Annotated in this window: 25 protein-coding genes and 1 pseudogene; 24 read left to right on the top strand and 2 right to left on the bottom strand. The window is 66.6% G+C overall.

The features are described 5' to 3' along the window. Positions 1-41: 41 nt before the first annotated feature. The 6 genes from LYSHEL_RS00365 (at position 42) to LYSHEL_RS00340 (ending at position 6,413) form a co-directional block, all read left to right on the top strand. The gene (locus tag LYSHEL_RS00365) at positions 42-752 is read left to right on the top strand and encodes a glutathione binding-like protein (RefSeq protein WP_244858605.1); all 711 of its coding nucleotides are present in this window, start codon (positions 42-44) and stop codon (positions 750-752) included. Further along, a complete protein-coding gene (locus LYSHEL_RS00360) occupies positions 749-1,558 on the top strand; it encodes an MBL fold metallo-hydrolase (protein WP_213435083.1) in 810 nt (269 codons plus the stop codon). The genes LYSHEL_RS00365 and LYSHEL_RS00360 overlap by 4 nt, the downstream gene beginning before the upstream one ends. Then, positions 1,555-2,019 (top strand): cupin domain-containing protein, encoded by a 465-nt coding sequence (locus LYSHEL_RS00355; protein ID WP_213435082.1) that lies wholly within the window; start codon positions 1,555-1,557, stop codon positions 2,017-2,019. The genes LYSHEL_RS00360 and LYSHEL_RS00355 overlap by 4 nt, the downstream gene beginning before the upstream one ends. A 38-nt stretch (positions 2,020-2,057) precedes the next feature. Then, a complete protein-coding gene (locus tag LYSHEL_RS00350) occupies positions 2,058-2,378 on the top strand; it encodes a hypothetical protein (RefSeq protein WP_213435081.1) in 321 nt (106 codons plus the stop codon). Between the two features lie 3 nt (positions 2,379-2,381). After that, positions 2,382-2,837 (top strand): hypothetical protein, encoded by a 456-nt coding sequence (locus LYSHEL_RS00345; protein WP_213435080.1) that lies wholly within the window; start codon positions 2,382-2,384, stop codon positions 2,835-2,837. 144 nt (positions 2,838-2,981) lie between these two features. Further along, positions 2,982-6,413 (top strand): methylmalonyl-CoA mutase family protein, encoded by a 3,432-nt coding sequence (locus tag LYSHEL_RS00340; protein ID WP_213435079.1) that lies wholly within the window; start codon positions 2,982-2,984, stop codon positions 6,411-6,413. Positions 6,414-6,463: 50 nt separating this feature from the next. Here the strand turns inward: LYSHEL_RS00340 and LYSHEL_RS00335 are convergent, their stop codons facing one another. Beyond that, positions 6,464-7,894 (bottom strand): aminotransferase-like domain-containing protein, encoded by a 1,431-nt coding sequence (locus tag LYSHEL_RS00335; protein WP_244858603.1) that lies wholly within the window; start codon positions 7,892-7,894, stop codon positions 6,464-6,466. A gap of 90 nt (positions 7,895-7,984) precedes the next feature. Between LYSHEL_RS00335 and LYSHEL_RS00330 the strand changes: the two genes are divergently transcribed. The 7 genes and pseudogenes from LYSHEL_RS00330 (at position 7,985) to LYSHEL_RS00295 (ending at position 11,321) form a co-directional block, all read left to right on the top strand. Beyond that, entirely contained in the window at positions 7,985-8,335 is a 351-nt protein-coding gene (locus tag LYSHEL_RS00330; RefSeq protein ID WP_244858601.1) for a hypothetical protein, read from the top strand. After that, positions 8,332-8,541, top strand: a complete 210-nt coding sequence (locus LYSHEL_RS00325) for a twin transmembrane helix small protein (RefSeq protein ID WP_213435078.1) — start codon at positions 8,332-8,334, stop codon at positions 8,539-8,541. Before LYSHEL_RS00330 ends, LYSHEL_RS00325 begins: the two co-directional genes overlap by 4 nt. 65 nt (positions 8,542-8,606) lie before the next feature. Beyond that, a complete protein-coding gene (locus LYSHEL_RS00320) occupies positions 8,607-8,954 on the top strand; it encodes a nuclear transport factor 2 family protein (RefSeq protein ID WP_213435077.1) in 348 nt (115 codons plus the stop codon). Beyond that, complete coding sequence (locus LYSHEL_RS00315; RefSeq protein WP_213435076.1) at positions 8,951-9,304, top strand: nuclear transport factor 2 family protein; 354 nt, start codon at positions 8,951-8,953, stop codon at positions 9,302-9,304. Before LYSHEL_RS00320 ends, LYSHEL_RS00315 begins: the two co-directional genes overlap by 4 nt. A gap of 193 nt (positions 9,305-9,497) precedes the next feature. Then, entirely contained in the window at positions 9,498-10,211 is a 714-nt protein-coding gene (locus LYSHEL_RS00310) for a hypothetical protein (protein WP_213435075.1), read from the top strand. 92 nt (positions 10,212-10,303) lie between these two features. Beyond that, a pseudogene (locus LYSHEL_RS00305) lies at positions 10,304-10,761 on the top strand (RDD family protein). Between the two features lie 47 nt (positions 10,762-10,808). Further along, the gene (locus tag LYSHEL_RS00295) at positions 10,809-11,321 is read left to right on the top strand and encodes a hypothetical protein (RefSeq protein WP_213435072.1); all 513 of its coding nucleotides are present in this window, start codon (positions 10,809-10,811) and stop codon (positions 11,319-11,321) included. A gap of 3 nt (positions 11,322-11,324) precedes the next feature. On the opposite strand, the gene LYSHEL_RS00290 is transcribed toward LYSHEL_RS00295, so the two are convergent. Further along, positions 11,325-12,122: a restriction endonuclease gene (locus LYSHEL_RS00290; RefSeq protein WP_213435071.1), complete on the bottom strand. Its 798-nt coding sequence runs from the start codon at positions 12,120-12,122 to the stop codon at positions 11,325-11,327. Positions 12,123-12,332: 210 nt separating this feature from the next. Here LYSHEL_RS00290 and LYSHEL_RS00285 point away from each other — a divergent pair, with 210 nt between their 5' ends. The 11 genes from LYSHEL_RS00285 (at position 12,333) to LYSHEL_RS00235 (ending at position 20,850) form a co-directional block, all read left to right on the top strand. After that, on the top strand, positions 12,333-12,545 hold the full coding sequence (locus LYSHEL_RS00285) for a hypothetical protein (protein WP_213435070.1): 213 nt from the start codon (positions 12,333-12,335) through the stop codon (positions 12,543-12,545). Positions 12,546-12,617: 72 nt separating this feature from the next. Further along, positions 12,618-12,836 (top strand): hypothetical protein, encoded by a 219-nt coding sequence (locus tag LYSHEL_RS00280; RefSeq protein WP_213435069.1) that lies wholly within the window; start codon positions 12,618-12,620, stop codon positions 12,834-12,836. Between the two features lie 65 nt (positions 12,837-12,901). After that, positions 12,902-13,144 (top strand): hypothetical protein, encoded by a 243-nt coding sequence (locus LYSHEL_RS00275; protein ID WP_213435068.1) that lies wholly within the window; start codon positions 12,902-12,904, stop codon positions 13,142-13,144. Between the two features lie 206 nt (positions 13,145-13,350). Beyond that, a complete protein-coding gene (locus tag LYSHEL_RS00270; protein WP_213435067.1) occupies positions 13,351-15,825 on the top strand; it encodes an AAA family ATPase in 2,475 nt (824 codons plus the stop codon). Further along, positions 15,822-16,406: a Pvc16 family protein gene (locus tag LYSHEL_RS00265; RefSeq protein WP_213435066.1), complete on the top strand. Its 585-nt coding sequence runs from the start codon at positions 15,822-15,824 to the stop codon at positions 16,404-16,406. Before LYSHEL_RS00270 ends, LYSHEL_RS00265 begins: the two co-directional genes overlap by 4 nt. Further along, positions 16,406-17,074: a hypothetical protein gene (locus tag LYSHEL_RS00260; RefSeq protein WP_213435065.1), complete on the top strand. Its 669-nt coding sequence runs from the start codon at positions 16,406-16,408 to the stop codon at positions 17,072-17,074. Before LYSHEL_RS00265 ends, LYSHEL_RS00260 begins: the two co-directional genes overlap by 1 nt. Positions 17,075-17,097: 23 nt before the next feature. Then, positions 17,098-18,258, top strand: coding sequence for a hypothetical protein (locus LYSHEL_RS00255; RefSeq protein ID WP_213435064.1), 1,161 nt, complete (start codon positions 17,098-17,100; stop codon positions 18,256-18,258). 24 nt (positions 18,259-18,282) lie between these two features. Next, positions 18,283-19,836 carry a phage tail sheath family protein gene (locus LYSHEL_RS00250; protein ID WP_213435063.1) on the top strand — a complete coding sequence of 518 codons (1,554 nt, stop codon included), beginning with the start codon at positions 18,283-18,285 and terminating at the stop codon, positions 19,834-19,836. A gap of 12 nt (positions 19,837-19,848) precedes the next feature. Next, entirely contained in the window at positions 19,849-20,292 is a 444-nt protein-coding gene (locus LYSHEL_RS00245; protein ID WP_213435062.1) for a phage tail protein, read from the top strand. Positions 20,293-20,305: 13 nt separating this feature from the next. Beyond that, a complete protein-coding gene (locus LYSHEL_RS00240; protein WP_213435061.1) occupies positions 20,306-20,674 on the top strand; it encodes a hypothetical protein in 369 nt (122 codons plus the stop codon). After that, complete coding sequence (locus tag LYSHEL_RS00235) at positions 20,671-20,850, top strand: DUF6760 family protein (RefSeq protein ID WP_213435060.1); 180 nt, start codon at positions 20,671-20,673, stop codon at positions 20,848-20,850. Before LYSHEL_RS00240 ends, LYSHEL_RS00235 begins: the two co-directional genes overlap by 4 nt.

Raw genomic sequence — 20,850 nt, 5'->3', positions numbered from 1 at the left:
CTGGCCCACGCAGGGAGCCAGATTACGCCCACCATCGCCCCATGCCCACCGTCGCAGGACCGCTCCCGATGATCGACGTGCATTACGCCCGCAGCCCCAACGGGATGAAGCTGCCGCTGTTCCTGGAAGAACTGGCCGAGCAGGGCCTGCCGCTCGAACATCGGCTGATCCCCGTGCGCTTGTCCGCCGGCGAACAGTTCCACCCCGAGTTCCTCGCGATCTCGCCGAACAACAAGATCCCCGCGATCGTCGACCACGCGCCGCTCGGCGGGGGCGCGCCGCTGGCGTTGTTCGAATCCGCCGCGATCCTGCAATACCTCGCCGAGAAGAGCGGCAGGCTGCTCGCGTTCGATGCGCGCACGCGCTACCAGACGCTGCAGTGGCTGACGTGGCAGGTCGCGGGCCTGGGACCGATGGCGGGGCAGAGCGGCTGGTTCCGCAAGCATGCGAAGCAGCGCGACGACTACGCGCTGGATCGCTACACGCGCGAAACGCATCGCCTCTACGGCGTGCTCGATCGGCACCTGGCGGGACGCGACTTCATCGCAGGCGATGCGCTGTCGATCGCCGACATCGCGATCTGGCCGTGGATCGTCTCGCACGCCGGGCATGGCATGTCGCTGGAGGATTTCCCGGATATCGCGCGCTGGTTCGATGCGATCGGCGCACGGCCCGCGACGCAGCGCGTGTTCGCCGGCTACGAAGATCCCTACGCCCATCCGAAATTCGACCTGCAGGAGGCCCTCGCATGAGCACCGCCTGGATCTGCGCGACCTGCGCCACGCAGTACGCACCGTCGGACGCGCCGCCCGCGTCGTGCCCGGTGTGCGAAGACGATCGCCAGTACGTCGAGTGGAGCGGCCAGCAATGGCTGACGCACGACGAACTGCAACGTCGCTACACCCTGCGCATCGGCGAGGACGATGGCCTGCTCGCGATCGCCGTCGACGGCGCGTTCGCGATCCCGCAGCGCTTGCTGCACCTGCCGACCGACGGCGGCAACATCCTCTGGGAAAGCCTCGGCCTGGTGACGGACGCCGCGGTCGACGCCTTGAACGGCGCCGGCGGCGTGGATCGCATCGTGGTCTCGCATCCGCACTTCTATTCGTCGATGGTCGAATGGAGCGAGGCGCTGGGCGGCGTGGAAATCCTGCTGCACGAAGCGGACAAAAGCTGGGTGCGCCGATCCTCGCCGCACATCCGCCATTGGCGCGGCGACACGCTGGCGTTGTCCGACGACGTCACGCTGATCAACACCGCCGGCCACTTCCCGGGCAGCACGGCATTGCATTGGCGCAAGGGGCCGTTCGGCCGGCCCGCGTTGCTCTCCGGTGATTCGCCGCACGTCGCGCAGGACCGCAAGCAGGTCACCTTCATGCACAGCGTGCCGAACTTCACGCCGATGGCGCCGTCGTACGTGCGCCGCATGCAGCAGGTGCTGGCGCCGTTCGACTACGACGACGTGTACGGCTTCTCGTGGGGCCGCAACATCCTCGGCAACGGTCGCGCGGTCGTCGATGCGTCCTTCGCACGCTATCTGCAAGTGGTGGCCGCATGAACGCCTTCGTCCACGATGCGCTGCAAGGCTTGTTGCCCGCGAACCTCACCGCGACGTCGGCGTTGCCGTGGATTCCCGCGGCCACGCCCGGCAAGTGGGCGAAGCCGCTGCGTTTCCTCGGCGACCGCGGCTTCGTCGAACTGCTGCGCATGACGCCCGGCACCGTCATGCCGCTGCATCGCCACACCGGCGACGTGCACGTGTACACGCTGGTCGGCCAGCGCCAGTTGTGCACGGGCGAGATCGTCGGGGCAGGGGATTACGCGTTCGAACCGGCGGGCCACATCGATTGGTGGAAGGTGGTGGGCGAGGAAGACATGCTTGCGTTCGCGGTCGTGATGGGAGACGTGGAATTCCTGGGCCCGGGGGGTGACGTGATCCTGCGGGCGAACGTGGAATCCCAGCGTGCTGCCTACCAGCAGCACTGCCGGGACCACAGGCTGGTGGCCCGGGACCTTTGATCGGGGCACACTCCGCCCACCTACCGGAGCATCGGCCCATGAAACTCCACCTCGCAATCGCATGCCTGCTGCTGTGCACGTCGTTCCACGCTTCAGCGCAGGAGGCCGCGCCGCCGTCCCTCGTCAAGCACGCGCCGAAGTCCGAGTATCCGAAGGACGCCAGCGAAGTGGCCGCGCGCAAGTCGGGCTGCCTGCACTGGTCGCGCGCCGACACCTACGGCCAGCGCGGGCAGGAAGCCCAGCAAGCCATGCAGGACCTGCAATGCAGCACGATCGACCAGGACTTCGCCGCCGTGCGCGCCAAGTACGCGGACAACCCGAAGGTCGCGAAGATGCTGGACGGCGTGGAAGGCTGGTGAGGCGTGCGCCAATGGACGGCCGATGACTTCGATGCGTTGTCGTGGCACGACGTCCACGTCCACGGGTTCCGGATCGAATCGGCAGACCAGGAGACGGGCACGGCCGAACTGATCCTCGACATCGACTTCCTGCTGGAATGGCGGCGCGTCGATGACGGGTCGTTCGAGTTCGACATCGCCCCGGCGACACTGCAATTCCACGACGTCTTCGGCCTGCGGTTCCAGCTCGATTTCACGAATCCCGGCGCGGGGATGGGCGCGTTCTCGATCGAGCGCATCGAGCGCGAGCAATTCGAATATCCGAACGGCCACACCGGCTGGCGTTGGACGCTGCCGATCAATTGGCCATCCGGGCGGATCACGTTCGAAGCCAGCGGTTTCACGCAGCGACTGACCAGGGCACCGATCGTCTCGCAGGGCTTGTGGCTGGATGACGCGCAAAGGCACCCAGCGCGCTGAAAAGCCTGCGCCCGAACCGCGGAGATGTCGGCGCCGCGTGACGCTGCTCCGCCATGCGCCGGCGCACGGCAGGTCGGCAACAGCCGCTTTCCGCCCCCGGCGCTACAATTCGCCCCTTCGCTGTCGCCCCCGGATCGCCGCCCCATGAGCACCACCGCCGCCCAGGTTCCGTCCCCGCTGCCGGAAAACAGCCCGCTGCGCTTCGTCACCGCCGCCTCGTTGTTCGACGGCCACGACGCGGCGATCAACATCATGCGGCGCCTCATCCAGGCCCAGGGCGCGGAAGTCATCCACCTCGGCCACAACCGGTCGGTCGAGGACGTCGTGCGCGCGGCGCTGCAGGAAGACGCCGACGCGATCGCGCTGTCGTCCTACCAGGGCGGCCACGTCGAGTACTTCAAGTACATGGTCGACATGCTGCGCGAGCGCGGCGCGTCGCACATCAAGGTGTTCGGCGGCGGTGGCGGCACGATCACGCCGGAAGAAATCCGCGAGCTGCAGGCCTACGGCGTCGAGCGCATCTACCATCCCAACGACGGCATGCACATGGGCCTCGTCGCGATGATCGAGGACGTGGTGCGCCGCGCGAACGAAGGGCGCCTGGGCGTCGAGAAGCCGCACCAGGTGGACCTCACCGACGAGATCGCCATCGGCCGCATGCTCAGCGCGGTGGAAGAGGGCGCGCTGGACGAAGCCGAACTCGCGCACCTGCGCAAGCAGTGGCAGCTGGCCGGCGGCAAGACGCCCGTCATCGGCATCACCGGCACCGGTGGCGCAGGCAAGTCGTCGGTCACCGACGAACTGCTCAACCGCTTCCTCGCTTCGTTCCCGGACATGCGCCTGGCCGTGATCTCCGTCGATCCCACGCGGCGCCGCACCGGCGGGGCGCTGCTCGGCGACCGCATCCGCATGAACTCGCTGCGTTCCAAGCGCGTCTTCATGCGCTCGATGGCCACGCGCCGCCAGCACGCGGCCACCAACGTCGTGCTGCGCGACTGCATCGCGTTCCTGAAGTCGCTGGGCTACGACATGGTGATCGTCGAGACCGCGGGCATCGGGCAGAGCGATTCGGAGATCGTGGACCTCGTCGATTTCCCGATGTACGTGATGACCAGCGACTTCGGTGCGCCGAGCCAGCTGGAAAAGATCGACATGCTCGACTACGCCGAGCTGGTGGTGCTGAACAAGTTCGACAAGCGCGGCGCCGAAGACGCGTTGCGCGACGTGCGCAAGCAGTGGAAGCGCAACCGCGTGGCGTTCCAGACCAAGGACGAGGATGTCCCCGTCTATCCGACGATCGCCTCGCAGTTCAACGACCCCGGCATCAGCTGGATGTTCTCCAACCTCACGCGCCTGCTGCGCGAGAAGCTGCAGCTGCCGGCCGACAAGTGGACGCCGGATCTCGACACCACGCTGAAGGAACCGCGCGCCACCGTGCTGATCCCCGGCGCGCGCGTGCGTTACCTCGCCGAGATCGCCGAACAGGGCCGCGGCATCAACACGCGCATCGAAGCGCAGAGCGAAGTCGCCGATCGCGCGCAGTCCTACTGGCAGTCGCTGCGCGACCTGGACGACGCCGCGTTGCCGAAGGCGCTGTCGCTGTACGACATCGACGCGCTGAAGCACGACGACCGCACGCTCGCCACGCTGCGCCAGCGTTACAACGACGCGATCCATTCGCTCGACAGCGAAGCCCTCAAGCTCCTGCGCGAATGGCCCGCCCGCCTCAAGTCGATCACCGACGAGGTCACCGAATACAAGGTTCGCGACAAGACCATCCGCGTGGAGAACTACCGCGAGTCGCTGAGCCACCAGAAGATCCCGAAGATCGCCGCCCCCACGTACCGCAGCTGGGGCGAACTGCTCACGTTCCTGCAGAAGGAAAACCTGCCGGGCGATTACCCGTACACCGGCGGCGTGTATCCGTATCGCCGCACGGGCGAGGATCCGATCCGCATGTTCGCCGGCGAAGGCACGCCCGAGCGCACCAATCGCCGCTTCCATTACCTCAGCGTCGGCCAGCCCGCCGCGCGCCTGTCCACCGCCTTCGACAGCGTCACGCTGTACGGCGAAGACCCGGCGGTGCGCCCGGACATCTACGGCAAGATCGGCAACTCCGGCGTCAACATCGCCACGCTCGACGACATGAAGAAGCTGTACTCCGGCTTCGACCTGTGCGCGCCCAGCACCTCGGTGTCGATGACGATCAACGGCCCGGCGCCGATCATCCTGGCGATGTTCATGAACACCGCGATCGACCAGCAGGTCGAGAAATACCTGCGCGCCGACCAGGCGCGCTGGGATGCGGCGCACGAGCAGATCGAGAAGATGTTCGAAGGCCGCAAACGCCCCGAATACGGCGGCATGCTGCCGGAAACCAACGACGGCCTCGGCCTCGGCTTGCTCGGCGTCACCGGCGACCAGGTGGTCGATGCCGAAACCTACGAGCGCATCAAGGCTGAAACGCTCAAGACCGTGCGCGGTACCGTGCAGGCCGACATCCTCAAGGAAGACCAGGCGCAGAACACCTGCATCTTCAGCACCGAGTTCGCCCTGCGCATGATGGGCGACATCCAGCAGTACTTCGTGGACCGCAGCGTCCGCAACTTCTACTCGGTGTCGATCAGCGGTTACCACATCGCCGAAGCGGGCGCGAACCCGATCAGCCAGCTCGCCTTCACGCTGAGCAACGGCTTCACGATCGTGGAGTACTACCTCGCGCGCGGCATGAAGATCGACGACTTCGCGCCCAACCTGTCGTTCTTCTTCAGCAACGGCATGGATCCGGAGTACACCGTGATCGGCCGCGTGGCGCGCCGCATCTGGGCGCGCGCGATGCGCGAGCGCTACGGCGCCGGCCCGCGCAGCCAGATGATGAAGTACCACATCCAGACGAGCGGCCGCTCGCTGCATGCGCAGGAAATCCAGTTCAACGACATCCGCACCACGCTGCAGGCGCTGTACGCGCTGTTCGACAACTGCAACTCGCTGCACACCAACGCGTACGACGAGGCGATCACCACGCCGACGGAAGAAAGCGTGCGCCGCGCGGTGGCGATCCAGATGATCATCAACAAGGAACTGGGCCTCAACTTCAACGAGAACCCGTGGCAGGGCAGCTTCATCGTGGACAAGCTCACCGACATCGTCGAAGAGGCGGTGTACAAGGAGTTCGAGGCGATCAGCGACCGCGGCGGCGTGCTCGGCGCGATGGACACGATGTACCAGCGCGGCAAGATCCAGGAAGAGAGCCTGTACTACGAGCACAAGAAGCACGACGGCTCGCTGCCGCTGATCGGCGTCAACACCTTCCTGCCGAAGGACCACGCCGGCGACATCGTCACCGAGATCGAGCTGATCCGTTCGACCGAAAGCGAGAAGGGCCAGCAGATCCAGAACGTCGCCAACTTCCAGCACCTGCGTAATGCCGAGAAGGGCCTGGCGTACCTGCAGAAGACCGCGCGCGATCGCCAGAACGTGTTCGCATCGCTGATGGAAGCGGTGAAGACGCACAGCCTGGGCCAGATCAGCCACGCGCTGTACGACGTGGGTGGCGAGTACCGCCGCAACATGTAAATCGCTTTTATTCTCCCTCCCCCTCCGGGGGAGGGCCGGGGAGGGGCGCCTCAGCCGCCCGCCATCTCCCCAACCCGCGTCAACGCCGCCTCCACCCGCGCATCCAGCGGATGCCCGAAGTTGATCCGCACGCAGTTCCGGAACGCCCCCGCCGGCGAAAAGATCGGCCCCGGCGACACGCTGATCCCTTCGGCCAGCGCGCGCTGCGCCAACGCGAGTGCATCGCAGCCTTCCGGCAGTTCCACCCAGAGGAAGTAACCGCCGTCCGGATGCGCCACGCGCGTGCCGGCCGGAAACACGTCGCCGATGAACGCGGCATACACATCGCGCTGCGTGCGCAATCGCGCGCGCAAACCGCGCAGGTGCCGGTCGTAGCTCCCGCGTTCCAGGTAACTCGCCAGCGCCAGCTGCACGGGAATCGACGTCGCCAGCGACGCGCCCAGCTTCTGCTGCGCCACTTCGCGCGCGAAGCGCCCCGCATTCGCCCAGCCGATGCGATACCCCGGCGCCAGCGTCTTCGAAAACGAACTGCAGTGCAGAACCCACCCGTCGCGATCGAACGCCTTCGTCGACGCCGGCCGCTGCGGATCGAAATACAACTCGTGGTAGACGTCGTCCTCGATCAGCGGCACGCGATGCCGGTGCACGAGGTCCACGAGCGCCTGCTTCTTCTCCGCCGGCATCGAACCCCCGAGCGGATTCTGGAAATTCGTCATCACCCACACCGCGCCGGGGCGATCGCGCACGAGGATGGTGTCGAGTGCTTCCAGGTCCACGCCCGTGCGCGGATCGGTCGCCACTTCGATCGCGCGCAAGCCTTGCCGCTCCAGCGCCTGCAGGCACGCATAGAAACACGGTGACTCCACCACGACCGCGCTGCCCGGCTTGCACGTCGCCGCGAGGCACAGGTTCAGCGCTTCCATCGCGCCGTTGGTCACCACGATCTCGTCGACGTCCGCGCGCACGCCATCCAGCAGATACCGCTGCGCGATCTGCCGCCGCAGTTCGAGGCTGCCGGGCGTGAGGTGCTCGACCGTGCTCCACGGATCCAGGTGCGTCGCACTCGCCGCCAGCGCGCGCCCCAGCCGCGGCAACGGGAAGAACAACGGGCTCGGGAACGCCGACCCCAGCGGCACCACCTCGCGCCGCGTGGCCGCCTGCAACATGTCGAAGATGAGATCGGTGATCTTCACCTCGCGCGCCTGGCCATCGGGTTGCGATGGCGCCGTGGGCACCGCGGCCCGCGCCTTCGTCGGCGGCGCCGCCACGTAATAGCCCGAGCGCGGCCGCGACTGGATCAGCCCGCGCGACTCCAGCAGGTAGTACGCCTCGAACACCGTCGCCGCGCTGACGTTGCGGCTGGCGCGCGCCTGCCGCACCGACGGCAACCGGTCGCCCGGCTTCAGCGTGCCGCGCGCGATCGATGCCGCGATGTCATCCGCCAGGGTTTCGTACCGCTTGGCCGCCATGCCCAGGTCCATCCGACTGATCCGGTGATTCTCGCCGCAACTGCCCCTGCCGCGCGCGCCGGCCGCGCCTTACCGTGCGCACATCCCGCCCCGGGCCGCCCCATGAATCCCGAAGTCGAACTCAACCTCGCCCTCATCCTGTTCCTGCCGTGGTTCCTGATCCTCGGCGCGCTGTACTGGATCTACCCGCGCGCCCCGCGCACGCCCGCACGGCGCAGCTTCGACATGGCCGCGCTTGCGCTGGCCACGGCCGCCGCCGCGCTCGGCATGTACTGGAGCATGTTCAACGCCGACCGCCAGTTCGGCGGCATGTGGAAGCAGGTGCTCGCAACGTCCGTGTCGTACGGCCTGTTCCTCGGCGTGATGACGCTGGCCCTGTGGGCGCGCCACGCCTGGATCACCGGCCCGCGCGCGCGCGGCAAATCCTTTCCCGCATCGAGCAAGCCCGCATGAAAACCCTCGTGATCGTCGCCTTCCTCGGACTCATCCTCTACAACCTCGGCAGTGGGCTGTATTTCATGCTGGTCGACGACAGCACCAGCAAGCGCACCGTCAACGCGCTGACCAAGCGCATCGCGCTGTCGGTGGGGTTGATCGTGCTGGTCATCATCGGCATGGCCACCGGGTTCATCGAAGCGCACGGGGTGCAGGCGGGTTGATCGCCCCCACGATTCGTCATCGCTGCTACACGCGGTCGTCTGTGGCCTGCATTCATAATGCGCGGATGGAATTCCGCGCACCGCCCGCCTCGCTGCCTCCCGTGCTGCTGATGTACCTCGCCGCGCGCACGCGCGATGCCACCTTCATGTCGTATTGCTTCACCGAAGACGCGTACGTGCTCGATCGCGGCAAGCTGTACAAGGGCCTGGACTCGATGGTCGCCTGGCAGGCCGAACTGGCCCGCCACTTTCCCGAGCGCCGCTTCGAAGTGTTGAAGGCCACGCAGCACGCGGACGACGAGTACCACGTGCGCGTGCGGGTGACCGGGCCGTTCACCGAGGGCAGGCTGGTGCGCTGGTTGTTCCGGTTCAAGCTGCGCGGCGATCGCATCGCCGTGCTGGAGATCGCGTGAGCCGGATCGCGCCAGTGCCGAATGCGTTGCCCGCCGTGATCGTGCAGTACCTGGGCGCGCCGCGGCGCGATGCAGCGTTGCTCGACTGCTGTTTCACCGAAGACGCGGTGATCATGGATCGCGGCACCTTGTACAAGGGCCGCGACTCGATGCTCGCGTGGCAGGACGAACTTGCGCAGCACTACCCCGGGCGGAAGTTCGAGATCCTCAAGGTGCTGAAGGGCAAGGTGGCCGACGAATACAACGTTCGGGTGCGCGTGACCGGGCCATTCCCGGGCGGGTCGTCGATGTTGTTCGTGTTCAAGTTCCGGCTGCGGGGGGAGCGGATTGCGGCGTTGGAGATTGCCTAGTCGTCGCCGTGGCGCATCGCGCGCGCCAGACTGTTTCGACGCGCTGATTGATGGGCTGTTGTGTAACAGCCAGCAGTCATCCGAGAATTATTCTCTGACGCGTTGCAACACGCTGGTTCTTGTAAAACAGTCTTTGACTTATTGATTGTGCCTTGTTCTTCTTCCCGGACGAATACCTGGGGGTGGAGTACAGATGGCAAGTCGCGTCGCGAACATCGAGATCGTACAGACCAAACGCGTTCTCAACGGACTGCAGCCATTGCTGCATGGTTGGCTCAAGGTCGTCCACGACTTCTGTGCTGCCGACCAGTTCGAAGACAATCCCTGGTGGTACAACGAGCGAGCAAGCCTGAGCACGCTTGCCGGCGCGGCTTGGCGCCTGCCGAGATGGAATGCGCTCGAAGAATTCAGCACTACCAAGCGTGGCGTCCTGCCGGACGGCGATGTCGATCGGCGCGAGAATGTCCGGGGTCGTTGCGATCTCTACGTGGCGCACGCAACCACGAGCTTTGCGATCGAGGCAAAGCAGGCGTGGCAGCCGATCGGAAGCCGCGCGAGGAAGAACTACCTTGCTCCCGCAATGCAGGCCGCCAAGCGTGACGCCGGTAACCTGACTTCCGATCAGGCCGACCATCGATTGGCTGTGGTGTTTGTTGCGCCGCACATACCTTTGGCCGCAGTCTCGCAAGAAGGTAAGCGCGGAAAGCGCATTGTCGATGCGGGCATGGCCAAGGAGGCGTTCGCTGGGTGGTTAGGGCGTCTCGATACCGGTGCGCTAGACGCACACGCGGTGCACTTCAGCGGGCGCTGCCATGATTTCGTCAGCGAGCACGATCGTGTGTTTCCTGGCGTGCTCATGGCCGTGAAGCGTTGCAAGCGAGGCGCGAGGGGGCGTCGAAATTCCTGAGCGATGGCGGATCAGGCTTGTTATCCTTTTCACCGGTCGCCGCTCAAGGGGTTGAGAGGCGATCTCATGAACCAATCAGGGGAAGACTTCAAATGCAGAACCTCGATCTCGAATACGCGGGATTCTGGCGCCGTGTCGCTGCGTCGATCATCGACACGCTGCTGATCATGCTGGTGACGTTTCCGGCGCTCTATGTCATCTATGGCCAGGAGTATTTCGTTGGGGATGGTCCCTTTATCGAAGGGCCGGCGGACTTCGTGATCAGTTGGCTGCTTCCCGCGGTCCTGGTGATCTGGTTCTGGGTGGTTCGCACGGGCAGACCCCCGGCAAGATGGTGGTGGGCGCCAAGGTCGTCGATGCGCAAACAGGTGCGACGATTTCGACCGGCAGGGCGATTGCACGCTACCTGGGCTATTTCGTGAGCTTGATTGGCCTGTGCGTCGGATACCTGTGGGTGGGATTTGATCCGAAGAAGCAAGGCTGGCACGACCACATTGCCGGCACGGTCGTGGTTCGCAAGCGTCCCACCGTCGTCTTCGAACAGGCCTGATAGTTGCTGCGCGCACGTGCGCGAGGTCTGCAAGGGCCTGGAAAGACATGCCTGCCTACGATCGTTTTGAAATAGCGCAGATCCTCGGAAACCTCGGCGACGAGTTGGTGCCTCCGAGCCCGGAGACGCATGAGGCGATGCTGGGCCGAATGGGTCGAAACCTGTTGCTGTTCAACCAGGTCGAAGGCAGCCTGAAGCGCGTGATTCCGTATATCCACCCGCAAGGTGCCGCGCTGGGATCGACAGCATTGGCGCAGTTTCGCGCGGACATGAAACGACAGTCGCTGGGGCCCACCGCCCAGCGACTGGTGGAATCGATCGCCTCGACGGACATCGATAATTTCGCGCTGTACGTCAAGTCTGTCGTGGACCATCGCAACGCGTTGGCGCATCAGTTTTTCGAGCAGCCTGGCGTCGCGATGAGCGAGGAGGGGTGTCGCATTGCAATCGAATGGCTCGATGCGCAATACCTGCATTGCCTCCCTTTGAAGGACTATTGCGGCTCGCTGCTCGTGGCGACGATCGCGGCGATGGACCTAGTCGCGGGGGAATCCGAGTAGTTGCTAGCGCGTGCCTTTGCAGACGGGGTATTTGCTGCACCCAAGGAAGGATTCGCCTGTCTTGCGATTCGCCCGCTGCACCATGGACGCGCCGCACTTCGGGCACTCCGGCTGCTTCGAGGCTACGTGGAGGCCAGTCGGTGCGGTGGCTTGCGTGCCTGCGCTTTGCACGGACCGCACCATCTCGACCAACCGGTCGCCATTCACCAGCTCGATCCGTTTGCCCTCCGCAAACTTCGCCGCATCTCGCGTGAACTCGCCCACACCAACGATCTTGATGCTATCGGCGCCGTGGTGATGCAACAGTCCCCACATCTCGCGCACCTTGGGTGCGCTGATTTGTCGCGTGCGCCACTGCTTACACTGGACCAGCGTCTTGTTGCCATCGCGGCGCAGGACCAGATCGATGCCGCCATCGGCGCCGCCCAATCCAGTTTCTTCGACGGTGTACCCCTGGCGGCGGTAGGCCTCGCCCACGAGCATCTCGAACTCGCGCCAGCCCAGGTTCGCGACACTCTCCAATCCGCTTTGCGTTTCGAGGAGTCGCTTTCGCTTCTTGCTTCGAAGGAACGAAACACCCGCGGCGACCCAGCACAGCAGCATGGCAATCCAGGCAAGTGGCGACAGCGCGCCGTCCGAAAGTTGTTGGCCCAGGCCCTGCGCGATGGGACTTCCCGAGTGAGCGAAATACGCCCCGATGCCGTAGCGAATCCCGAGGAACGCAAAGACGCCCAGTGCCATGCCGATGGGCCAAGGCATCGAAGCAACGATGTCCAGACCGCTTTCTTTTCTTCGAGCCATGTGGATCCCCCTGGCCGAACCATAGCCGAAGCATGAGCCGCGACGCAGCGATTCGCTGCAGTGGCGGAGATCCCGATGGGCTCCATAAACGCTACGCTTTGCGCGAAAACGCAATGCTTCGGCCCATTCGAGAATTTTTCTCACCCCACCCCCGCCGCCCGAGGTGCATCAACCCGTTAGCATGCGCGCACGTTTGCAGGACGATCGAACATGAAGGCGTTGAGGGAAGGAGCCCTGTGGCTCGCGGTATTCGGCAGCGTGGCCGGCTTCAGTTGGTCGTTGCATGAATGGGAAGCGGCGGACCGCCAGGCCATGGCCTGCGTGTCGGGCGTTGCCACCCAGGAGATGCGCCCGCAATGCGATGGCGCACCCACGCTGGGCGAACCCGCCGTCCTCCGCGCGGGGCAGGTCGGTCTCGACTAAATAAGCGGTTCGCCCTGGTCACATCGCGGCCCCGGCGGCGTCCTTGTTGGCGATTCCCAAGGAACCGCCCGCATGCGCCCGATCCTCCGCTGGTACGCCACCGTCTTCGCCTTCGCGTTCGTCGTCATCGCGGCGGCGCATCTCCTGCGTTCCCGCCCGATGGCCTTCGCGATCAGCGAGGCCTTGCTCTGGGCCTCGATCACTGCCGCGGTCTACGTGGCCTCGCGTCTCTACAACGCGCGCCGGGGCAGGGCATGCGCCCTGTGCGACGACCTGCCGCCCGCGCCCTAGCATCACGCCTCCCCCACGCCGCCCGGCACCAGCATTGCCGCCGTGCTGATCCCCCGGGAGGCGACATGGCCACCACGAAGCGCGTAGCCCGCAAACACGTCGTCCGCGCCGAGCTCACCAACGTCGAACTCGTCAAGGCCAAGTCCGCGCTGCGGCTGGAGGTGTTCGCCGGAGCGTCGAAACTCGGCGAGCTCGAAGTCGGCCGCGGCTCGATCTACTGGCGCGGCGCCAACCGCCACATCCGCAAGCGCATCGACTGGTCGCGCTTCGCGGAGATGATGGACACGCTGGCCTACGGCGGCCGCTGACCGGGCGCCACCCCGATCCTTGGATCCATGCGCGGATCCATTGAAGGCCCATCGCCGCACCGATCCTTCGGTCGCCCCGCGCGCCGATCCGCGCATCCATCGCGACCGGCCGAACGGCACCGGTCCACATCGATCCCACACGATGCATTGCCGCGCTCCGGCGCGAGTGCGAGAACGTCGCACTCGATCGCAGCAGGGGCCAATCCGTGGCGCGCATCCAGGTGCTGGTGGCGGCAACGTCGCCGGACATCGAAGCCGAAGGCATCGCCGCGGCGGTGGAAAACTGCGTCGACATGGCGCTGGTCGCGGGCCGCGCGGTGCCGATCGCGGATATCGAAGCGCTGCTGGCCGCCATCCCGCGCGACCCGCCGCGCGTGCTCGTACTGGTGGGCCCCGACCACGAAACCGAATTCGCCGAACGCCGCCTCACCGGGCGCGTCGGCCTCGTCGTCATCCGCGTCGGCACGCCGTTCGGCAACCTGGTGCGCACGGCGTTCAACGACATCGGGTTGCAGAACCTGCTCGACCAGATCCGCGTGCTGGCGGAACCGCATGGCGTTGCGCCGGCCGACGTTGCACCGCTCGGCGAAGACGCGACGATGCCTGCCGACGGACCGCTGCTGCGCGCAGGCATCGCGTGGCTGCACGCAACCTTGCGCCACGCCGCCTCGAACGTCGGCGCCGCGCACGGCGACCTGCCGGGCCTCACCGTCGCGCCCGCGCGCGTCGTCGAACAACTCGACGACGCCACCTCGCCGCCCGACGATGCGCTGACCGAAGCCAACACCGCGCTCGACAAGGCGCTCGCCGCTGCGCACGCACGCGACGAACCGCTCGCCGCCGTGGTCTCCGCGATGGAACTCACCGACCTCGAGCTCCGCGTCCTCCTGCTCGCACTCGCGCCCGAACTCGATCCGCGCTACCAGCGCTGCATCGGCGTCCTGCTCGATGATCTCGGCCGCCGCGTCGGCACGCTCGGCCTCTGCGCAGGCCTGCTCGGCGATCCGGTCGACGTGCGCTTCCAGCTCGAAGCCACCGGCAACCTCGCGCGCTGGCGTGTGTTCGACATGCCGGGCGCGTTGCTCCCGCCCGCCGACGAACCGCTGCGCCTCGATCCGTCCCTCGTTGCCTGGATCCTCGGCGACGACGACGCGCTCCTGCGCGACGCGCGCATCCGCCGCCTGTTCCGTTTGGCGCCGTGGCCCGGCGCCGCGCTGATCGATTCCGAAACGCTGCGCGCACACGCCGCGGCGGTCGTCCGCCAACTCGCCACCGCCGCGCAATCGCAATGGCTGTTGCTCGCCGGCGACGACGGGGCAGGGTGGCAAGCGCTGCTCGAACTCGGCGCGCAAGCGCAGCAATCCGAATTGCTGCGCCTCGAAGGCACGCGCATCGCCGCCCTCGACGCGAACGACCTCGAAGACACCGGCATCCGCATCGGCCGCGCCGCGCTGCTTGCCGATCGCCCGCTCGTCGTCGACCTCACCCACGTCGATGCCGATTCGGACGACACCTTGCGTCGCGCGCTCGCCGCCATCGGCCGCACCGGCGCGCATGCCGGCGTGATCCATGCCGACGCCTCGCGTCTTGCACGCCTGCTGGGCGCGATGCCATTCGATCGCCTGCCGGCGCCGCCGCTCTCGGCCGCCACCCACGTCGACGCCCTGCGCGAAGCCGCGCACACCGCAGGCCTCACGCTCTCCGAAGCCCAGGCCGCGCATGCCACGCGCCGCTTCGCGCTCTCCATCGCGGGCATCGACGAAGCGATGCGCCTGGCGTCCAGCACCGCCACCGGCACGCCCGAACAACGCCTCGACCACTTCCTCCTCGCGTGCAAGCAGGTCGCCTCCGGCGGCATCTCGCGCCTGGTCGAGCGCATCGAACCGGTGTTCTCGCTCGACGACGTCATCCTGCCGAAGGACCGCAAGGACCAGCTCGACGAAATCGTCGACAACGTGCTGCTCTCCGATCGCGTGCTCACCGACTGGTCCTTCGGCGACCAACTTCCCTACGGCCGCGGCGTCACCGCGCTCTTCCACGGGCCCAGCGGCACCGGCAAGACGATGGCCGCGCTCGCGGTCGCGCGGAAGCTCGGCATCCAGATCCTGCGCATCGATCTGTCGCGCGTGGTCAGCAAGTACATCGGCGACACCGAGAAGAACATCGACCGCGTGTTCGAGGACGCGCAACGTTCCGGCTCCGCGCTGCTCATCGACGAAGCCGACGCGCTGCTCGGCAAGCGCAGCGAAGTGAAGGACGCGCACGACCGCTACGCCAACATCGAGGTGGCCTACCTGCTGCAACGCATGGAAGCGTACGAAGGCCTGGCGATCCTCACGACCAACCTGCGCCAGAACCTCGACGCCGCCTTCCTGCGCCGCCTGCGCTTCATCATCGATTTCCCGCGCCCCGACGCCGAAGCGCGCGACCGCATCTGGCGCAGCTGCCTGCCGGCGAAGGCGCGTGGCGCGCTCGATGACGCGGCCTTCCGCCTGCTCGGCCGCCGTATCGACCTCACCGGCGGCCACATCCGCCAGATCACGCTGCGCGCCGCGTTCATCGCCGCCGCGGCGGACAAGAAGATCGACCTGTCGCACATCGCGCGCGCCACCAACGCGGAGTTCGCCAAGCTCGGCATGCCGCCGGTGCAGCTCGACACCGACGTGAGGAAGGTCGCATGAACGCCGACGCGATCCTCCGCGTCACGCAGGCACTCGGTGCGCGCCTGCAGCAGGCGGTCATCGCATCGGGCGATCCGGGCACGGTGTTCATCGGCCCACTCGACGACACCGATGCCGTCGGCGCGTCGCTGATCCTGTTCCTGTATCGCATCGCGCCCAACGCCAGCCTGCGCAATCGGGAACACCGCGTGCCCTCGAACACGCCGCCGCCCGCGGTGATCGTGCACGACAACGCCTTGCCGCTCGACCTGTATTTCCTGCTCACGGTGGGCACGCGCCCGGGCATGAGCGAAGAACCGCTGCTGCGCGTGCTGGGCTTCGCGATGCAGGCGCTGCAGTCGGATCCGGTCATCAGCGGCGCGCCCGTCAACCAGGAACCGGTGCGCCTCACGCTCGAGCCGCTCACCACCGAAGAAACCAGCCGCATCTGGGCGCTGTTCCCGACGGCCAACTATCGGACGTCGATCGCGTACGTCGCCTCGCCGGTGTGGATCGATCCGGCGCTGCCGCCGATCCCGGCGCGCGTGGTCCTCGAAGACAGCCTCGACGTCGGCATGCGCGCGACGACGGAGGTGGAGTGATGGCCCGCACCTTCGACGTGTACGAACCGCTGGAGCGCGCGTGGACCCGCAAGGCCACGCTCGCCGTGGAAGTGCTCGACGCCGTGACGCTGCAGCGCATGAGCCAGGGCATCACCGTGCGCGCGAAGGGGATCCGCACCCCGCCCATCGTCAACCACGGCGGCTTGTTCGTCTGGCGCGGCGACAGCCTCGCGGGCTTCGCCGGCGTCACCATCGATCCGGGCGTGCTGCCGTTCGCCGGCGCCGATCTCGCGCAGGCCGACGTCACGCTGCCGCTGCACACGATCGCCTTGCAGCCGCGCGCGAACTACGCGTTCGCACCGGGCACCACCGCGATCCGCGGCGCGCTCATCGAAACCGTGCCGCCATTGGGCACTGCGCCCACGCCGATTTCGAATGCCGCCGTCCGCCTGCAATGGCTCGACGACGACGGCACCACTTGGCGCCAGCCGCCGCAACGTTTCTTCACCGACGCGCGCGGCGAGTTCGCGGCGTTCATTCCCTTCGTCCCCGCCGACCTGCCGCAGCTGGCCGGCGGCAACCTGTCGCTGAAACTGATCGCCAACCGCGCGCCCCCCGGACAGCCGGCGATCGAGAAGTCCGTGCAGTTCGCGCATCCGCAAGGACGCGCGGTCGATGCGATTTACGCCTGGGATCAGTTGACCTGATCGAACCCGAGGAGACCGTCGCCATGAGCCAGACGCCTGAGCAGAATCCGCCGAGCCGGACGGAGCCGAAATGCAAACCCCCGGTCGCGCCCACGCCGCCGAAGATGCCCGATCCGGAGAAGTGCGATCCGAAGTGCTGCTGTCCGCCCGGTCCGGGCGGCACTGGCGGCAGTTGCCTCGACGGCCTGATCAGCGAGCAGGCGCACCTGGCCGAGAAAGCCGCGCTGGCGAAGGATTTCGCCGACGAGCTGCGCGCGTTGCAGGACAAGATGCTTTCCGCGCGGGCCAACTTCACCAACGAGAAATACCAGGCGTTGCTGAAGGACTGGCAGGACCAGGACACCGCCATCGGCAAGCTCGCCGACGACGTGGCGTGCAGCGTGAAGTGCTGGAGCTGCCTGCTCGAATGCCGCCTGTGCCCGCTGCTGCAGGACATCCGCGCGCTCGAGCGCCAGTTGAACGGCACCGGCACCTTCGCCACCACCGTCGATACCTTGCGCGAGCGGGCCAGCTGGCACGAGCGCAACCGCGACGAACGCCAGGCCGTGGTCAACCGCATCAAGGACGTGCTGGCCGCGTGGGAGGATCCGGCGAAGACGCTGGAAGACACGCTCACCGCCAACAAGGCGCTCATCGACACGGTGCGGGGCATGCTCAGCACCGATGCGCCCGGCGCGCTGTACGCGCTGTTCGTCACCCTGATTCCCAGGCACTGGGCGATCCGCCCGCGCAGCGCGACGTCGAAGGTGAAGGATTACGTCGAAATCTGCACGTGCGGCGAAATTCCGCCCGACGATTGCTGCGGCCCGGACACCGCCATCGGCACCACGCTGCAACGCCTGTTGCCGCCGCTGCCGTACCTCGTCGATCCCAATGGCCTGGCCGACATCCTGTGCTGCCTGGTGACGCAGCGTTACCTGCCGCAGGTGCAGCTGCTCGCCGATGCGCATGCGCAGTTCGAAGCCGCCAAGCAGGACGTCGAACGCGCCACCGCGCAGGTCAAGGCGAAGATCGACGCGCTCGAAGCCGCGTTCAAGGCCGAGCTGTCCACGCCGATCGATTGCACGCCGTACCGGACGAAGAACGGCCCGGACGACGACTGCAAGGATCCCGAGCCGAAGAAGCCCGGGACGCCGGAACAGTCCCCCACCAAGCAAGACACCCCCAAACAGTCCGGCGCGTGATGCACCGAACACCGGAGAACGGCCATGCCTGAGTACCTGCATCCCGGCGTCTACATCGAAGAAATCGAACGCGGCCCCAAGCCGATCGAAGGCGTGCCCACCAGCACCGCGGCCTTCCTCGGCGAAGCCGAACGCGGCCCGACCATGCCGCGCATGGTCACCAGCTACAAGGATTACCAGCGCTGGTTCGGCGGCGTGACCTCCACCGAGAAGTACCTGCCGTACACCGTGAACGGCTTCTTCGAGAACGGCGGCAAGCGCTTGTTCGTCTGCCGCATCACCGACGACACGGCCACGCCGGCGCAAGTCGCGTTGCCGGCCAACTTCCTCGTGAAAGCCGTGGGCTCCGGCGCGTGGGGCAAGCGCGTGTACGCCTACGTGTCCGACAGCTCGACGAAGCGGCCCGGCCCCGGTGGCACGCTGGTGCCGATCGGCTTCCGCCTGCAACTGGCGTACTACGCGACCACGCCGACGCAGGATCCGACCGAATGGTTCAAGGATCCGACCAAGCCGCCGTTCCCCTCGTACGCGGAGAACTTCGACGACCTGGTCGGCAATCGCGTCTCGCCGGATTTCTACGAGAAGCGCTTGCTCGACAGCTCCGCGCTGGCGACGTTGATCGCGACCGGCGCGCCTGCAGGATCGATCCCGCAGAAGACCGCGAACGCGTTGCCGTTGTCCGCCAACGGTGCGGAAGGCGGCGTCCCGGATTCGGCCGACTACGTGGGCGAGGTGCTGCTGCCGGCACGCCCCGAGCCGCAAGGCCTGGCCGCGCTGAAGCTGGACCCGTATCGCGATGTCTCGCTGGTGTACGCGCCGGGCGTGGACTTCGGGATCGCGAAGGAATTGATCACGCATTGCGAGAACCTCAAGTACCGCTTCGCCGTCGTCGATTGCCAGAAGACGATGAACCCGACGGCGTTCGAGCCGCGCAACGCGGTGGCGGATTCGAAGTACGCCGCGTTCTACTACCCGTGGATCTACATCTCCGATCCGCAGTCCGGCGCGCGCACGCTGGTGCCGCCGGGCGGGCACACGCTGGGCGTGTACGCGCGCACCGACACCGAGCGCGGCGTGTTCAAGGCGCCGGCCAACGAGATCCTGCGCGGCGCGTTGCAGCTGAGCGCCGAGACCGACGACAGCACGCAGGACCAGATGAACCCGCGCGGCATCAATGCGATCCGGCAATTCCCGGGCCGCGGCATTCGCGTGTGGGGCGCGCGCACCCTGAGTTCCGACGCGCTGTGGAAGTACGTCAGCGTGCGCCGGCTCTTCATTTTCCTCGAACGCTCGATCTACGAAGGCACGCAGTGGGTCGTCTTCGAACCCAACGACGACAAGCTGTGGGCGCGCGTGATCGACACCATCCGCCTGTTCCTGCGCACGCAATGGCGGCTGGGCGCGTTGTTCGGGCGCACCGAGGAAGAAGCGTTCTTCATCACCTGCGACCGCACCACGATGACGCAGGACGACATCCTCAACGGGCGCCTGATCTGCGAGATCGGCATTGCGCCGGTGCGTCCGGCGGAATTCGTCGTGTTCCGGATCTTCCAGAACACCGCCGAACCCCAGCGCTAGGAGACATGAGCCATGGCACGCATCGACCCCCTGCGCAACTTCCGCTACCGCCTGGAGATCGACTCGATCACCCAGGCCAACTTCAGCGAAGTCAACATCGGCGAGACCACGATCGACGCGGTGGACTACCGCGAAGGCACCGATCCGCCGCACGTGCGCAAGCTCTCCGGCCTCACCAAGTACGGGAACATCACCCTGAAGTGGGGCCTGTTCGTCGGCGCCAACGCGCTGGACCTCTACAAGTGGCACACGGAGATCTCGTCCGGCCAGGTGAAGGACAAGCGCCGGAAAGTGGTGATCGTGGTGCAGGACGAAGCCGGCGCCGATGCCGCGCGCTTCGTCGTCAGCGACGCCTGGCCGATCAAGTACGACCCCAGCGACCTCAACGCAAAAGGCAGCGAGGTGATGATCGAAACGCTGGAGCTCGTGAACGAAGGCATCGAACGCGTCAAGTAACCAGGAGCACGCGATGAACGCCCCGCATTCCGGCCCTCCGCATCCGGGCTTCCGCACCGAAGTCGATTTCGAATTGCCGAAAGGCTACCTCGACGACAGCGGCACGCTGCATCGCCGCGGCGTGATGCGCCTGGCCACCGCCGCCGACGAAATCCTGCCGCTGCGCGATCCGCGCGTGCAGCAGAACGAGGCGTACCTGGCGGTGATCGTGCTCGCGCGCGTGATCGTGCGGCTGGGCACCTTGCCCGACATCCACACCGGCGTGATCGAAGGCCTGTACGCGTCGGACCTGGCGTACCTGCAGCGGCTCTACGAATCGCTCAACGCCGAGGACGATGTCGAAGCACCGCCCACGAGGATGTCGGTCCTGGGGGAAGCATGAAGGCCTATCCCGTCAAGGCGCTGTACGCGGAGATGGCCTTCATCGCGCACCACTTCCACTGGGCGCCGGGCGACCTGATGCAGTTGGAACATCGCGAGCGCCGCCGCTGGTGCCGCGAGATCTCCCACATCAACCGGGCGCTCGACGGCGCGCCCGCCAATCCGTTCGCGGTGTAG

The organism is Lysobacter helvus (assembly GCF_018406645.1).
Taxonomy (GTDB): domain Bacteria; phylum Pseudomonadota; class Gammaproteobacteria; order Xanthomonadales; family Xanthomonadaceae; genus Noviluteimonas; species Noviluteimonas caseinilytica.
This window is presented reverse-complemented; position numbering and strand designations above follow the sequence as displayed.

Bases quoted from the DNA above. Each gene is read 5' to 3' on its own strand.
- LYSHEL_RS00365 (WP_244858605.1), top strand. From the start codon at position 42: ATGCCCACCGTCGCAGGACCGCTCCCGATGATCGACGTGCATTACGCC.
- LYSHEL_RS00360 (WP_213435083.1), top strand. From the start codon at position 749: ATGAGCACCGCCTGGATCTGCGCGACCTGCGCCACGCAGTACGCACCG.
- LYSHEL_RS00355 (WP_213435082.1), top strand. From the start codon at position 1,555: ATGAACGCCTTCGTCCACGATGCGCTGCAAGGCTTGTTGCCCGCGAAC.
- LYSHEL_RS00350 (WP_213435081.1), top strand. From the start codon at position 2,058: ATGAAACTCCACCTCGCAATCGCATGCCTGCTGCTGTGCACGTCGTTC.
- LYSHEL_RS00340 (WP_213435079.1), top strand. From the start codon at position 2,982: ATGAGCACCACCGCCGCCCAGGTTCCGTCCCCGCTGCCGGAAAACAGC.
- LYSHEL_RS00335 (WP_244858603.1), bottom strand. From the start codon at position 7,894: ATGGACCTGGGCATGGCGGCCAAGCGGTACGAAACCCTGGCGGATGAC.
- LYSHEL_RS00330 (WP_244858601.1), top strand. From the start codon at position 7,985: ATGAATCCCGAAGTCGAACTCAACCTCGCCCTCATCCTGTTCCTGCCG.
- LYSHEL_RS00325 (WP_213435078.1), top strand. From the start codon at position 8,332: ATGAAAACCCTCGTGATCGTCGCCTTCCTCGGACTCATCCTCTACAAC.
- LYSHEL_RS00320 (WP_213435077.1), top strand. From the start codon at position 8,607: ATGGAATTCCGCGCACCGCCCGCCTCGCTGCCTCCCGTGCTGCTGATG.
- LYSHEL_RS00310 (WP_213435075.1), top strand. From the start codon at position 9,498: ATGGCAAGTCGCGTCGCGAACATCGAGATCGTACAGACCAAACGCGTT.
- LYSHEL_RS00295 (WP_213435072.1), top strand. From the start codon at position 10,809: ATGCCTGCCTACGATCGTTTTGAAATAGCGCAGATCCTCGGAAACCTC.
- LYSHEL_RS00290 (WP_213435071.1), bottom strand. From the start codon at position 12,122: ATGGCTCGAAGAAAAGAAAGCGGTCTGGACATCGTTGCTTCGATGCCT.
- LYSHEL_RS00285 (WP_213435070.1), top strand. From the start codon at position 12,333: ATGAAGGCGTTGAGGGAAGGAGCCCTGTGGCTCGCGGTATTCGGCAGC.
- LYSHEL_RS00280 (WP_213435069.1), top strand. From the start codon at position 12,618: ATGCGCCCGATCCTCCGCTGGTACGCCACCGTCTTCGCCTTCGCGTTC.
- LYSHEL_RS00275 (WP_213435068.1), top strand. From the start codon at position 12,902: ATGGCCACCACGAAGCGCGTAGCCCGCAAACACGTCGTCCGCGCCGAG.
- LYSHEL_RS00265 (WP_213435066.1), top strand. From the start codon at position 15,822: ATGAACGCCGACGCGATCCTCCGCGTCACGCAGGCACTCGGTGCGCGC.
- LYSHEL_RS00260 (WP_213435065.1), top strand. From the start codon at position 16,406: ATGGCCCGCACCTTCGACGTGTACGAACCGCTGGAGCGCGCGTGGACC.
- LYSHEL_RS00255 (WP_213435064.1), top strand. From the start codon at position 17,098: ATGAGCCAGACGCCTGAGCAGAATCCGCCGAGCCGGACGGAGCCGAAA.
- LYSHEL_RS00250 (WP_213435063.1), top strand. From the start codon at position 18,283: ATGCCTGAGTACCTGCATCCCGGCGTCTACATCGAAGAAATCGAACGC.
- LYSHEL_RS00245 (WP_213435062.1), top strand. From the start codon at position 19,849: ATGGCACGCATCGACCCCCTGCGCAACTTCCGCTACCGCCTGGAGATC.
- LYSHEL_RS00240 (WP_213435061.1), top strand. From the start codon at position 20,306: ATGAACGCCCCGCATTCCGGCCCTCCGCATCCGGGCTTCCGCACCGAA.
- LYSHEL_RS00235 (WP_213435060.1), top strand. From the start codon at position 20,671: ATGAAGGCCTATCCCGTCAAGGCGCTGTACGCGGAGATGGCCTTCATC.